The 13,186-nt window shown below is 31.4% G+C and carries 14 protein-coding genes; 7 read left to right on the top strand and 7 right to left on the bottom strand.

What is annotated here, in order from left to right; all coding sequences use genetic code 11:
- Positions 1–61 precede the first annotated feature (61 nt).
- Genes M0214_RS05065 through M0214_RS05055 form a run of 3 tightly spaced genes read right to left on the bottom strand, consistent with a single transcriptional unit; the run spans position 62 to position 1,616 of the window.
- The gene (locus M0214_RS05065) at positions 62–412 is read right to left on the bottom strand and encodes a hypothetical protein (RefSeq protein ID WP_248724384.1); all 351 of its coding nucleotides are present in this window, start codon (positions 410–412) and stop codon (positions 62–64) included.
- Positions 413–423: 11 nt separating this feature from the next.
- Complete coding sequence (locus tag M0214_RS05060; RefSeq protein WP_248724383.1) at positions 424–933, bottom strand: DinB family protein; 510 nt, start codon at positions 931–933, stop codon at positions 424–426.
- A 41-nt stretch (positions 934–974) separates the two neighbouring features.
- A complete protein-coding gene (locus M0214_RS05055) occupies positions 975–1,616 on the bottom strand; it encodes a hypothetical protein (RefSeq protein ID WP_248724382.1) in 642 nt (213 codons plus the stop codon).
- Positions 1,617–1,817: 201 nt separating this feature from the next.
- Here M0214_RS05055 and M0214_RS05050 point away from each other — a divergent pair, with 201 nt between their 5' ends.
- The 7 genes from M0214_RS05050 (at position 1,818) to M0214_RS05020 (ending at position 7,895) form a co-directional block, all read left to right on the top strand.
- Complete coding sequence (locus tag M0214_RS05050) at positions 1,818–2,150, top strand: single-stranded DNA-binding protein (protein WP_248724381.1); 333 nt, start codon at positions 1,818–1,820, stop codon at positions 2,148–2,150.
- A 596-nt stretch (positions 2,151–2,746) separates the two neighbouring features.
- Positions 2,747–3,136, top strand: coding sequence for a hypothetical protein (locus M0214_RS05045; RefSeq protein ID WP_248724380.1), 390 nt, complete (start codon positions 2,747–2,749; stop codon positions 3,134–3,136).
- 645 nt (positions 3,137–3,781) lie between these two features.
- Positions 3,782–4,552 carry a sensor histidine kinase gene (locus M0214_RS05040; protein WP_248724379.1) on the top strand — a complete coding sequence of 257 codons (771 nt, stop codon included), beginning with the start codon at positions 3,782–3,784 and terminating at the stop codon, positions 4,550–4,552.
- Positions 4,553–4,597: 45 nt separating this feature from the next.
- Positions 4,598–5,335 carry a LytTR family DNA-binding domain-containing protein gene (locus tag M0214_RS05035; RefSeq protein WP_248724378.1) on the top strand — a complete coding sequence of 246 codons (738 nt, stop codon included), beginning with the start codon at positions 4,598–4,600 and terminating at the stop codon, positions 5,333–5,335.
- A gap of 171 nt (positions 5,336–5,506) precedes the next feature.
- Positions 5,507–6,307, top strand: a complete 801-nt coding sequence (locus M0214_RS05030) for a hypothetical protein (protein WP_248724377.1) — start codon at positions 5,507–5,509, stop codon at positions 6,305–6,307.
- 130 nt (positions 6,308–6,437) lie between these two features.
- Positions 6,438–7,088 carry a hypothetical protein gene (locus tag M0214_RS05025; protein WP_248724376.1) on the top strand — a complete coding sequence of 217 codons (651 nt, stop codon included), beginning with the start codon at positions 6,438–6,440 and terminating at the stop codon, positions 7,086–7,088.
- 9 nt (positions 7,089–7,097) lie between these two features.
- On the top strand, positions 7,098–7,895 hold the full coding sequence (locus tag M0214_RS05020) for a DUF3050 domain-containing protein (RefSeq protein WP_248724375.1): 798 nt from the start codon (positions 7,098–7,100) through the stop codon (positions 7,893–7,895).
- Between the two features lie 14 nt (positions 7,896–7,909).
- On the opposite strand, the gene M0214_RS05015 is transcribed toward M0214_RS05020, so the two are convergent.
- The 4 genes from M0214_RS05015 to M0214_RS05000 form a co-directional block, all read right to left on the bottom strand.
- Positions 7,910–8,392 carry a CAP domain-containing protein gene (locus M0214_RS05015; RefSeq protein WP_248724374.1) on the bottom strand — a complete coding sequence of 161 codons (483 nt, stop codon included), beginning with the start codon at positions 8,390–8,392 and terminating at the stop codon, positions 7,910–7,912.
- 209 nt (positions 8,393–8,601) lie between these two features.
- Entirely contained in the window at positions 8,602–10,164 is a 1,563-nt protein-coding gene (nadB, locus tag M0214_RS05010; protein ID WP_248724373.1) for an L-aspartate oxidase, read from the bottom strand.
- A gap of 3 nt (positions 10,165–10,167) precedes the next feature.
- Positions 10,168–11,094 (bottom strand): quinolinate synthase NadA, encoded by a 927-nt coding sequence (nadA, locus tag M0214_RS05005; protein WP_248724372.1) that lies wholly within the window; start codon positions 11,092–11,094, stop codon positions 10,168–10,170.
- A gap of 218 nt (positions 11,095–11,312) precedes the next feature.
- Positions 11,313–13,127, bottom strand: coding sequence for a hypothetical protein (locus M0214_RS05000; RefSeq protein ID WP_248724371.1), 1,815 nt, complete (start codon positions 13,125–13,127; stop codon positions 11,313–11,315).
- Between the last annotated feature and the right edge of the window lie 59 nt (positions 13,128–13,186).

Here is a 13,186-nt window from a genome sequence, read left to right as displayed (position 1 = left end):
AGTGTGATAAGAATAATTAGGTGTATAATATGAGTTTACAAAATATGTATTTTGTTACAGTCTAACTTTTTCGTTTTACCAGTGCATAAAAATCACCTTCTAAAGGGAGGTAACCTTGGTCGTAAATGAAATAATAAACAGTACCGACTTTAGTTTTGTAAATACTGGTGAAATAATTAAAGTCGAAACCTTTTTCTATAAGTTTAGCCCGAGAAACTTTTGTTTTTTCATTGGGATTGAGGCTTTCTAAAATCCTGTAATTTTTCCTGAGCCTGTTATTGGTGTTTCGTATTAAATTTTTACTATCCTTATTTATTTTATTGTTGTAAGCATTTCGGCAGGCATCGCTACAGAACTTTTTATCTATTCTACCAACAATTTTTGCACCGCATTCTAAACATTGTTTTTCCATAGTTTTATGTTTTACCAGTTCCCAGCGTAATTTAAACTTGTATCTGTTTTAGTTTGTAAATACTGGTATTCATATCGTATTATTTGTCTAAGGTGTAAGTAATCGTGCGCTAACCAATTATTTAAAAATGCTTTTGCAGAAATATCGCCTAGTGTAGGATGTTTGCATACGTTATTCCAATTACTATGAGTTTGATGTTTTAACCATGATACCGATTTTGAACGGGCTTCTAAAAATTCGCTTAGCGTTTTATGATAATCTTTTGAAGCATAATCATGGGAGATAACCCAACCTTCGGGGTCTATAGGTGGTAAGGTCTCAAGAGGAGTATCTAAGGTGTGATTGGTTCTAAACCCGAAATCGAGAATTTCTTCATCTAACAAATGGCAGACAATTTCTTTTAGATTCCATTTCTCTGGACTTGGTCGCCAAGAATATTCGGATTCTGTTTTACTTTCTAAAAGAGATTTGAAAACGGATTGGTTTTGATTCAGTTTGTTTATTATTTCTAAAGTATTCATGTTGGTTCGTACAAAAGTAATTTCTGGTTCTATCAGGCTTTTTATTTCAATCGGTTAAAACTTTTCTTTTCTTCCAATTCATAAATTATCTCTTCACAAAGAGAATTTAATTTCACGATTGATAGATTATTATTTGATGTGTAATTAAGGTTTTTATTGTCCTCTTCTGTTTCCAAATTATATTTGTCAAAATAGTTCTCAAACAGAGTATAATTTTGGAAAAACCAAAAATACCTTTGAGGAGTATGAGACTGACCTGAGAAGTATGATAATTTTCTTCCGTTTACAATTCTATCTGGTTTAACCTTATATATCTCAACTTTGTCTTTTTTTAAAGTCTCAATATTTTTTTTGAAAAATTTTATAGGTTTTGAATTGGTCAGCTTTACGGCGTTGAATCCACCACAATTATCATATTTCTTAACCCAAGTTTCATTACCATTTTTCCAAAATCCGTACATCCAGAAATAATTTCCATTACCGATACAGCTATCAGGGTCTTTCAAGTCAATTACTCTAGCAGTTCCATAAGTTACGTGTTTAACCATAAAAAAGTCAGTAACATTATTCTCTTTCATTTTTGACTTAAATTCTGTGATTATTGATTCCGTTGGGTCATTTTTATCCTGTCCGAAAGTCAGATTGAAAAATAGAATTGTAATTATTAATATGAATTTCTTCATTTATTCAAACATGTTAGAATGCTAATATAAGAATTTATCCATTTACAAACGACTACAAACATTTACAAACGATTTTAAATAAGTAATAACCGAATAATATTTGGAAGCTGTTTCATATTTGCAGTGTCGAATTAATGCTGGACTCGTTTCAGTAATAAAGAACTCGATAGTATCAATTGTTTAACACAAAAATTTAAAATTATGAACGCACTTAGAAACAAAGTACAGTTGATTGGTAGATTAGGGCAAGACCCAGAAATTATTAACTTCTCTGATGGTAACAAAATGGCAAAATTTACACTTGCCACAGACGATAGTTACAAAGACAAAAACGGTAATAAAGTAGAACGCGCCTATTGGCACAACATTATCGTTAAAGGCGGATTGGTAAATGTCGTGGAAAACTATATTTCCAAAGGAAAAGAAATTGCTGTAGAAGGTAAATTGACCAATAGAAGTTACGAAACCAAAGCAGGAGAGAAGCGCTATGTAACCGAAATACTTTGTAATGAATTATTAATGCTTAGTAAGTGATTAAAAAAAGAGAGTATCTTATTTATGTGGTAAATCCTTTTTAGCAGACTACTATTCTTAAAATCAATTTGAAAAAAACCTCGAGAGCTTATTTTTTAACATAACATTACAGTGCTGTGGTTCACTTTATAGTTTCTCACAACTAGATTGTTAATTTAATATATTTCGGGTATTGAATAGATTTTTTATTAAGAAAACAGTAAGGCTATAATATGTGAGTAATTATTATGATGTTTATGTATGGGATATTAACCTTACCGAAATTTTTGCGACTGCTGTAATTCTGTATTAATATCATTAACAAAATGTTGTTAGAAATTCTTAGTAACCTTAAGTTTAAACATCTTTATGATCATTACAAAAGGATATTGATAATAAACAATATGCATGTGTTTTTACGAATCTTAAACTAAGTTAATATTCAAAGGATTGTAATAGCGAATTTTCTAAGTTATAGATTTTTTGAATTATTGAACCTTAAAGGAAATAAGAGGAAAGTCCTTGTGAAATAAAAAATTATTATTCATTTATTGACAAAACCAACCAGTTATTACGTCTTTTCTGTTTATTGCGAATAACTAAGTTAATTTCATTAAATGAAAAAACTTATAGTTAAGGAAATATCTCCCTTTAATTTGATTATTTTTCTGCTTAATTCAATTATTGGTTATCTGCTACTTCCGTCAAGATTAATTTTCATAGGATATATGTTCATCCTGTTAATTTTATATCTTTTTTTTTACACAAAAGCAGTAAATTTTAGGTTGCCCAATGTAATAACTTTCTCTAGAAGAGCTATCTATTTAAAACTAATAGATGAAAAATGTATAAAATTAAGAAGGTGTGATATTGAGAACTGTGAAACTATTGGTAAAGATTTACTTGTTATTACAATGAAAAATAAAGACAAATTTGTTACAAACATAACAACATTGTCGAGTAGAGAGATTGTTTACTTAACAGCATTAATAACAGAAAGCAAATAATACTAGAGTAAGGGCTGCTACAGATAAGAGAAAAACAATCAATTCAGTTATACTGCAAGAAACTTGCCAGCAGTGTTCAAGTTTATTTCTTTTTATTTTCATTATTACTTATTTGTTGTTATTGTTTGCTCAGGATCTTGGTTTGAGGAACAAAATGTGCAAACTATTTATCTTCACAACACAAATAACAAAAACCGTTACTGTGTGTAAATCTTTATGTAATAATTGGTGTTTTTTGATTAAAAGTGGTAAGTATTTAGTATAAGTCTTACAATTAAAGATAGAAAATTTTAAAATTCACATAGTTACTTTTAGTATTGCTTAATGAACTACGTTTATGTATAAATTGTTACCACTTATTTAATGAGTTCTTGCATACAGACTTTCTTTAAATACATTTGTTTCATCTTAAAATGATTAATAGCTTACTTATACTATTGATTTAAGATTTGGGGACTGATAGGGGCATTTATTGCCCCTATTTTCTTAAAAGACCTGAAGTCGATATGTAATTGCAGTTCATCTATACTTATAAGGGTATGGTCTACACCAATTGAAATGAAAAATTTAAAAACCTAATTTCGTGCGTTCATTTACCTCCTCAAAATCTATTTTGTTTCCTAAGCCTAAAAACCAAAAAACTTAATGGATATACTGGTTATTCTTTTTGCTATTTGTATTGTACTTAATGCTGTTGTATTTTCAATATCAAAAAAAAGTGAGATTAATGCTAAAAAGGAATCTGCAGTAAAAAATGAATTGTTAACCGTGCTAGCACACGACTTAATAGGCCCATATAGTGTTATGTTAGGTTTTGGTAATGAGTTTTTAGAAAATTATCATACTCTCAAAGATGAAGAAAGACTGGAGTATCTGGAGATTTTACTATACAAGTTAACAAAAAGTCATAATTTATTGAACAATGTATTGGTGTGGGTTAAATTGAATCGAGAAGGTTATGAAGTCGAAAATAATTTTTTTCATATTGTAAAACTTGTTCATGAGGTTGTTGATTCTCTACAAATATTCATTAAAAAAAACAATCAAAATCTTAAAATTTCAGGAGATATCAATACTGTCGTTTTTTCTGATTTGAATTTTTTCAGAATCATAATAAAAAATCTTATTGAAAACGCCATGAAATATACAAACCCTGGTGGTACAATAGAAATAATTGTTTGTGATAATCCTAGTCACCATTTGTTAGTGATAAGTAATACATTTGGAAGTAAAAATATCTTACCATATTCTAACAAAGAAAACTCCAAGAGTAACATTTTAAATCAAGAAAGTTATGGCTTTGGTATTGGTATATCAAAGAAACTCTTGCAAACACTAAAAGTCAAATTTGTCTTCAAAAATATTGAAAATCGAATCCATCAGGTAGAAATCCGAATTAATAAAACAACTCCATGACTATACAAGAGAACAATTTAAATGTTAACAAAATTTGTTTGGTAAATGAAAAAGTTTAATGTTTTGATTTTAGATGACGACTTAGATAATTTAGATTTATTAAGTCTTTACATAAAAAAATACTGCGACACTATTGGAGAGATTTTTAAAGCTGTGAATATTGAGCAGGCTTTAAGTTATCATTTAAAAACCCAAGTAGACATATTCATATTAGATATACATTTGGAGGGGAAAGATACAACGTTTGATTTTTTAGATATTATAAAACCATCCAATACGAAAATAATCTTCTGTACTGCATATCCCCAATATGCTATTCCAGCGGTAAATAATTACAATATTTCAAGTTATTTAGTAAAGCCAATTGGTTATGTTGATTTAGTAAGAGCAGTTAAGAAGTGCGTTGAGACAAACACGAATATTAAGGGGGGATATGAGCAATTGAATATTGAAGCTATTGCTGTTGTTGGAATGGAAAAGATTGAACTTATTAAATTCGTAGACATACTTTACTTAGAGGCCGAAGGCAGGTATACAACTTTTCATCTTAGAAACAAACAAAAAAAGGTAGCTTCTACAAATATTGGAGAATATGAGAAAAGGTTAGAAGGCTCCAATGTTTTTTTTAGAATACACCATAAGTATTTAGTTAATGTAGTTTATATTAAAGCTATTAATAAATCAAGTGGGTTTTATTGCGAGTTAATTGTTAATAACATTACTCTTCCAGTCGCAAAGCGAAGGCTAAGAAAATTACAAGATTTACTTTGTCTATCTTATTAAACTCAAACACTTATTTCTAGGCTAAAGCAAATCAAGTAGCGCCTTATCCATTTAAGAAAAAAACATTATTAATCCACTTATCGTGTCTAGAGCACACTATTATCAAATTTTTTTCACTTATTACATAATAATTGGTTTTTGAATTTGCAACTGTGAAATTTACAAAAAAAAATGCCAAGGACATTTACAGAAAAGAACAATGAGAGTGAAATAATTACACCCCACAATATTGACATCATATATGCAAGAATATATCTACTCGATTTTAGCGATGCTGAGATATTAAGATTTCTAAATGTTAGTGAGCCCCAGTTGCATGAAATCAAAAATCGAATCCACGCCCTCTTTGGAACAAATAATTGGTTTAAATTATTTGAGGTTTTAACTGCTAGGGGGTTGATAAAGTATGAGGACTATGTAAACTGTAACCTTAAATCAAAAACTGTCCAATTTATCGATTCTTTTTTTCAAGCTATAGAAGCTGATAAGGATTTGAATTTAAGAGATGAAAAGATTTCAGATTTATTGAGGAATTTTCATTTTTCTAATGAAATAACAGCTTTTCACAAGTACTACGATTGCTTAGATAAAGATGTTTTGAGCGATTCTGAATTAGAATTAATCCAACTACATTATGATTATGTGCTTGGAGAAATTTCAACAAAAGAGCTAGAACGAGCTTTCCCTTTTCAGGCTTTCAAGATTATGGAGTACAGTATATTTGGGAAAGTAGGAGCAAATAATTGGTTTGGTACTTTAAGGAAGGCATTGCAGTATAAATTAATAGCAGACAAAAAGAGTGGTGGGAATCTAATACAGTTACATATCAATGAAGCTAAAGCAAAACTTTTTGAATTTCTGTCTGATAAGCAAGCAGTAAATTCAGATATAAAACTGTCTATATATCATGAAATATTAGAAATGGTTATAAAATTAGAATTCCTAAAGTTTGGTGTTTATGATAAGCAATGAGTTTAAACAGACTAAAAAAGTATCAAATTACAAGAATACTATTAGCCTTTGTAATGAATCTATATACTTTTTAAGGTTACATGCCCTAAATTACTCCAAATCTGAAGTAGAGGAATTTCTTAATTTAGATTTGTCTGCTTACGATTTTCTGGCCAACAGAATAAATTGTGAATTAAATGTCAAAACTTTATATCAGGCTTTAATAAAGTCTTTTGATTTGGGAATTCTTAAAATGCAAGATTTTCTTCATTTAAGTATAAAGCGAAACGCCGACAAATATGGTAAAAGATTATATAATATTCTAAAAAACAAAGGTGGTTTATCATATTATGAAGTACAAAACATTCTATGTAGTTTTTTGAAAGAGTCAAATCAAAATATGAATTTCAAAAAGACCAATAGAATAGGAGAAGCTTATTTTTCCTGTTTATATCAAAAATTACAAGAAGATAACCAGTTTTTTGTGAGTAATAAATCATCTTATTTTAAAGACGGATATAAAACTATTGAGACAAAAGTAAAGGGTTTTTGTAGAGCTGAAAATAGTTTTAACTCTGCGATTTTTTTTTTTAATATTCACTATCTATCTGCACTAGATTTAGATAATGTCACCAATAAAAAAACATTAAGTAAGCATTCAAGTTGCATAATTGAGGAAATAAAAAGTCTTGATAATATATATGATGCCGAGAATGTAAGATTAGAATTTAAAAAAAAAATATTAAGTTTTTATATTGATTTAGAACTGTCTTTTTTAAAGCTGTTCGATTTAAACATTTAAATAATTATTTTGGAAAAGAAAGCAAAAATTGAGTTAATACATGAAGAACTAAAGGGTCTGAAAATGACATTGAAAAATCACCCGGTATACTCAATGCTAGATGATGTCAACAATGTTAAAATATTTATGGAAAATCATGTTTTTTCTGTGTGGGACTTCATGTCGATATTGAAGGGACTACAAACAAACCTTACTAATATTGTAGTTCCCTGGAAACCTTTATCAAACGCAAAAACAGTACGATTTATAAATGAATTGGTTCTAGCAGAAGAAAGTGATATTGGGAATAAATCAACTCCATTAAGTCATTACGAAATGTACATTGAAGCTATGCTTGAGGTTGGGGCTGATACTACGAAAATTTTAAGATTTGTAAATGGTGTATCAGACATGAATAGTATACATGCCCATATTAATAAATCAAAGTTAAGAAATTGGTTAAAGAGCTTTCTTAATTTTACTTTTAATGTTATCAATACTAATGAAATTCATAAAATAGCCGCCATTTTTACATTTGGTAGGGAAGATTTATTGCCTGATATTTTTTTACATGTTCTTGATAAAATTAAAAGGCAAAGAGGTGTTTCCTATCCAAAATTCCAATATTACTTGGAGCGTCATGTTGAGTTAGACGGAGATTTTCACGGACCTATCGCAATAGAATTACTTTCTGAACTATGTGGGAGTTCTGATAAAAAATGGGATGAAGCTTTAGAAGTCTCAAAGCAAGCTCTGATTAAGAGAGTGGAGCTATGGGATGGTATATTGTATGAAATTAATTTGACAAAGAAAAAGTGTTCTTATTAAAAATTCAGATAACTTTATTTGTAATAAATAGTAGTGTAATATTTTCGATTATTATTAGCATTGGTTAATATTCCGAAGCCAATGTGTGTATAATCCCCAAGGATAACTGATACGTGTTCTTCGCTTTTAAGCCAAGCTTCTACAACTGTGTTTGGCGTTGTATATCCGTATGCGATGTTTTCTGCTATTTTAATAGCTCCTTTTTCTTGTAGAATTTCTTTTCTCCAAAAGAAGTTATTATGATTGACTATATTATTAGACATCATATATTTGCTATGTTTTACAGCTAGTGCAGAGGCATAAGAACTATCTATTTTAAGCTGTAATTTATTCTTACTGTTTCGGTAATCATTAATCAATTCGAATACTCCTCTAGACATTTTCCAGTCATTCTCTTTTGTTAAAGACAGATTGATACTATATTCATCATTCGCTTGAATATTCTTTGGTGTGCAACTGAAAATCAAAAAGGTACTATAAGTTGATAAAAGTCTCAAAAAAATTTTATTATGTATTGTCATCCTTATTTCTTAAGGACTAAAAGTGCTTTATTTATAATTGTTTGACTAGATTGATGTAATAAATGGTCATATTTTTAAATTTCTGATTTTAATTTTAAGTAAAAAATTGAAATACCAGATTATTTGTAGTTTATTATCTTTTGATTGTAGGAACTTTATATTCTAAAAGAATAATTTTAATTATATTAATGTTTTTTAACATTATCCTTGTTAAAATACCCACCCTTATTTTCTTTGCGTTCTAAAGATTGGCCAATGATAAGGTGAGCGATATTTACCATATTGCGAAGTTCGCAGAGCGATGCCGTAATCTTAGATTCGCGATATAAATCTTCAACTTCTTTATAGATGAGGTCTAGGTGTCTTATAGCGCGCTTTAAACGTTTATTGCTGCGTACAATACCCACATAATCGCGCATTAAGGCTTGTAAACTTTTAAGACTATGTCTTATAAGAATATGCTCTTCGGTAATGGTCGTACCTTCATCATTCCATTCTGGAATAACCACATCTTGCTTTTTGTAGTTGTTTAAAGATAGGTGCTTGTAAATATTGTGGGCATAGACCAAGGCTTCTAACAACGAATTCGAAGCAAGCCTATTGGCACCATGTAAACCTGTTTTAGAACATTCCCCACAAGCAAATAGGTTTTCTACGGTAGTTTTTCCGTTTTTATCAACTTCAACACCACCACATAAATAATGTGAAGCTGGTACTACTGGTATCCAATCTTTTTCAACATCTATATGAAGGGATAAACACTTATTGTAGATTGTTGGAAAGTGTTTTTTAAATCCTTCAATATCTAAATGGGTGCAGTCTAGAAATACATGGCTATCTCCAGCCTTTTTCATTTCGGCATCTATACTTTGAGATACAATATCTCTCGAGGCCAATTCTGCTCTATCGTCGTAATCTAGCATAAAGCGTTTACCTTTTCTAGTTCTAAGGTATGCACCATAGCCCCTCACGGCTTCAGAGATTAAAAATGCCGATTCTCCTTTTCTTTGATAAAGCGCTGTTGGGTGGAATTGCACAAATTCCATATCTCTAATTCTTGCTTTGGCTCTGTAAGCCATAGCAATACCATCTCCAGTGGCAATAATTGGATTTGTAGTATGTCCATATACACAGCCAATACCACCAGATGCCAGCAGGGTCGCATCTGCTTTTATGGTAAAAATATCACCCGATTTTTCATTAAGAACGTAGGCACCATAACATACCAACTCGGTTTCATCTACACCTTCAATATGGTGATTAGTTACTAAGTCTATGGCAAAATGATGCGGTAATAAAGTGATATTTTGGAGTTGATGAACACGTTTTATAAGCGTGCGTTCAATTTCTGCTCCCGTTAAATCTTTATGGTGTACAATACGATATTCTGAGTGACCGCCTTCTTTCCCGAGGTCTAAATTTCCATCATGGTCTTCGTCAAAATTTGCACCCCACTCGATAAGTTCGCTAAGGCGTTGCGGACCTTCTTCTATAACCATTTCTACAACGTCTTTATCGCATAAACCATCACCGGCGATTAAAGTGTCCTGAATGTGTTTTTTAAAAGAATCTTCTTCTTTGTTGAGAACCACCGCCATACCGCCTTGGGCGTATTTGGTGTTAGATTCGTCTTCACTGTCCTTAGTTACAATAACAACATTACGTTCGGGAAAGGTTTCGGCTATTTTAACAGCGAAGGTTAAACCAGCGACACCCGATCCTATAACTAAGTAATTGGTATCTAGCATGTCTTACTTAGATAATTCTAACATACGCTCTATTGGTAATAACGCTTTAGATCGTAATGGCTCAGGTACATCTATGCTTGGACTTTCATTTAATAAACACTCATAAAGTTTTTGCATGGTGTTCATTTTCATGAAATGGCATTCGCTACAGGCACAGGTATTGTCTTCTACCGCAGGAGCAGGAATCAATTCTGTATTTGGCATTTCCAATTGCATTTTGTGAAGAATACCAGCTTCGGTTGCAACAATGAATTTCTCATCCTGATGCTCCTTTACGTAATTGATCATTCCCGAAGTAGACCCTATGTACGTAGCCGTATTTAAAATGTGTTCTTCAGACTCTGGGTGCGCAATAATCTTGTATTCGGGGTGTTTTTTATGAAGCTCAATTAACTTATCCATAGAGAAGGCTTCATGAACCACACAACTACCGTCCCATAATAACATATCCCTTCCGGTTTCTTTTATGATGTATCGTCCTAAGTTTTTGTCAGGAGCAAAAATGATAGGTGTTTCCTTTGGGATAGAGTTTACAATTTTTAAGGCATTAGATGATGTACAAACTATATCGCTCAAGGCTTTTATCTCGGCAGAACAGTTTACATAGGTAATCACCACGTGGTCTGGATGTTGTTCTCTAAAGGCTTTGAATGACTCTGGAGGACAGGAGTCTGCTAATGAGCATCCTGCGTCTAAATCTGGTAAAACTACTTTTTTGGTTGGATTTAAAATTTTTGCTGTTTCTGCCATAAAATGAACACCGGCAAATACAATAATGTCGGCATCGGTTTCAGCAGCTTTTTGAGATAAACCTAAACTATCACCAACATAGTCTGCAATATCCTGAATGGCACCCTCTTGGTAGTAGTGGGCCAAAATCACAGCGTTCTTTTCTTTTCTTAATCGGTTTATTTCTTTTACTAAATCCATTACAACTCCCGTCTTTTAAATAATCAAAAAGCAACTATTGGTTATATTCAACACAATTTTTGCCGTACAAATATCCTAATTAAAATTATTATTGAAATAGGATTACCTTAAAAAAAGAAACCGAATTGAAAACCAATAATCTTTTTATTAATTCATTAAACTTTTGTTAAGCAATTACTTAATTAATTAACAAAAAGGAAACGCCAAGATGCAAGAAATTAAACGCCAACAGGTATTGAGAGATATTCTATTCTTGTTTGAAGACTTTTAATTCGAGCTTCTCCTTGTTTTAAATGATTTAAGATTTCTGTTTTTGTATCATTGAAAAAATCATAGGTTTCACTGAAAAGGTTTGTGTAGAAGTCTATTCCCGAAAGCATATTTTTTGAAAATGAAAAGAGTTGTTTTATGTCTCTTTCACTAAAGGGAAGTTTTAGGCCATCTATTTTATTTTTTAAATGATCGATGTAGATATTAAGTTCCTTTACAAACATGTTTGGTCTGTCTGTTCGAGATATCACGTTATCCCTACCATAAATATGGTCAGTGATATTTTTAAGAGTCATTATTTTAGAGTAATAAGCCATATTTGGCCCTGGGCATACAGAAACACCCTCGCCCTCTGTTTTGGTGTCTAAATTATACTTGAGCAATGCCGAAGTACCCAAACCAACACAGGTGCAGGATTTCTCGGTTATAATATTGAATTGATTTTGATATTCTTCTTTAGGCAGGTTTTTTAATTCGAGTTCCTTTAGTTTTAAGTGTTGATATTCTCTAGAGGCAGTACACATGCCTTTATCATTAAATTCTTTATTGAGTGCAACAAACTTTTTGGGACAAGAACTGCCCGGTCTTCCTTTTTTAATGTACACCTCTTTTTCAAGGTCTTTGGTATTGTTTTTTATACTGTTAAAAGGAACGCCCAGGGGAGAAATATTACTGAGATATAAATCCTGTTCTTTTGCTTTAACTAGTGTTTTTAAAGTATCCTCGTCTACGGTGGTAGCTTCTGGAACCAATAAAAAAGGGCTGCCCCAACCCACAGAGTCTAGACTAAATGTATTTAACAGAAAATCGTGTTCTTCGTTTGTGCCAACACCACCTTGAGCCGAAATCTTTAGTTCTAATGGTTCACGTGGAATAACTTTGTCGGAACTTTCAAGTGCTTTGATTAATAAAGATTCAATAGATTTTCTTAATTCCTCTCGTTTGTCTTTAAATTCAGCTAAAACGGGGCCCAAAAGATGTCCTTCTGTGGCAAAGGCGTGTCCACCGCAATTTAATCCAGATTCTATACGGTATTCCGAAACCCATAATCCGCGTTTGGCAAGAAATTTACCCTGAATTAATGCCGACCTATAATCGCTTACTTTTAAGATAATTTTCTTTTTAAAAGTTCCATTTTCATCAGGATAAAAGTCATCGAATTCTGCCATATAAGAATATAACCTAGGGTTTAATCCTGCCGAAAGAATGACCGATGCATTTACATTACTTTCTGCAAAGCCTCTAAGCGCTGCATGAGCATCATTATACTCGGTTGGCAACTTTTCTTTTTTAAAATAGTTGTCCTTGTCCACCTTGGTCATAATGTTAACATCAATATTGCCCATACGCAATGTTTTGTTAAGCCAGTTCTTAATTTCAAACGTATTAAAACCGTTTTCTGTAAGTTTGATGAACTCCTTTTTTAGAAATTCCCCATTGGGTAGCATATGGAGATAGGCTTTAATTGCATCACCTTTATCAATAGAAATATTTTTAAGCGCCTCGAACTTTTCGTGTGCTAAATCTTGTAATAAGTTTAGGTAAGAAGTAATTCGTTTTGACCTAAAATCTTCTATTTTATTGGTGATTTCGGTATACGGGATTTCAAATTTATCGCAGTACATTTTCCGTAGTTTTTCAATTAAAATATCATCTACTAAAGAAATTGCTGAATCAATACCGTATTGTGCTACTTTTAATGGCGTGTCTATGGTGAATCCAATACCCATTACCGGGATGTGAAAAGAATGAGGTTGTTGCATAAAAAAAGGGTAAACATATCTTTAATGTACTTTTTAGAACATGACATTTATCATAGTGA

It is taken from the genome of Seonamhaeicola sp. ML3 (assembly GCF_023273855.1).
Taxonomy (GTDB): Bacteria; Bacteroidota; Bacteroidia; order Flavobacteriales; family Flavobacteriaceae; genus Seonamhaeicola.
This window is presented reverse-complemented; position numbering and strand designations above follow the sequence as displayed.

Excerpts from the sequence above, each read along its gene's own strand:
- nadA (WP_248724372.1), bottom strand. The coding sequence starts at position 11,094 with ATGGATTTAGTAAAAGAAATAAACCGATTAAGAAAAGAAAAGAACGCT.
- M0214_RS05040 (WP_248724379.1), top strand. The coding sequence starts at position 3,782 with ATGGATATACTGGTTATTCTTTTTGCTATTTGTATTGTACTTAATGCT.
- M0214_RS05045 (WP_248724380.1), top strand. The coding sequence starts at position 2,747 with ATGAAAAAACTTATAGTTAAGGAAATATCTCCCTTTAATTTGATTATT.
- M0214_RS05065 (WP_248724384.1), bottom strand. The coding sequence starts at position 412 with ATGGAAAAACAATGTTTAGAATGCGGTGCAAAAATTGTTGGTAGAATA.
- M0214_RS05055 (WP_248724382.1), bottom strand. The coding sequence starts at position 1,616 with ATGAAGAAATTCATATTAATAATTACAATTCTATTTTTCAATCTGACT.
- M0214_RS05050 (WP_248724381.1), top strand. The coding sequence starts at position 1,818 with ATGAACGCACTTAGAAACAAAGTACAGTTGATTGGTAGATTAGGGCAA.
- M0214_RS05000 (WP_248724371.1), bottom strand. The coding sequence starts at position 13,127 with ATGCAACAACCTCATTCTTTTCACATCCCGGTAATGGGTATTGGATTC.
- M0214_RS05035 (WP_248724378.1), top strand. The coding sequence starts at position 4,598 with ATGAAAAAGTTTAATGTTTTGATTTTAGATGACGACTTAGATAATTTA.
- M0214_RS05030 (WP_248724377.1), top strand. The coding sequence starts at position 5,507 with ATGCCAAGGACATTTACAGAAAAGAACAATGAGAGTGAAATAATTACA.
- M0214_RS05060 (WP_248724383.1), bottom strand. The coding sequence starts at position 933 with ATGAATACTTTAGAAATAATAAACAAACTGAATCAAAACCAATCCGTT.
- nadB (WP_248724373.1), bottom strand. The coding sequence starts at position 10,164 with ATGCTAGATACCAATTACTTAGTTATAGGATCGGGTGTCGCTGGTTTA.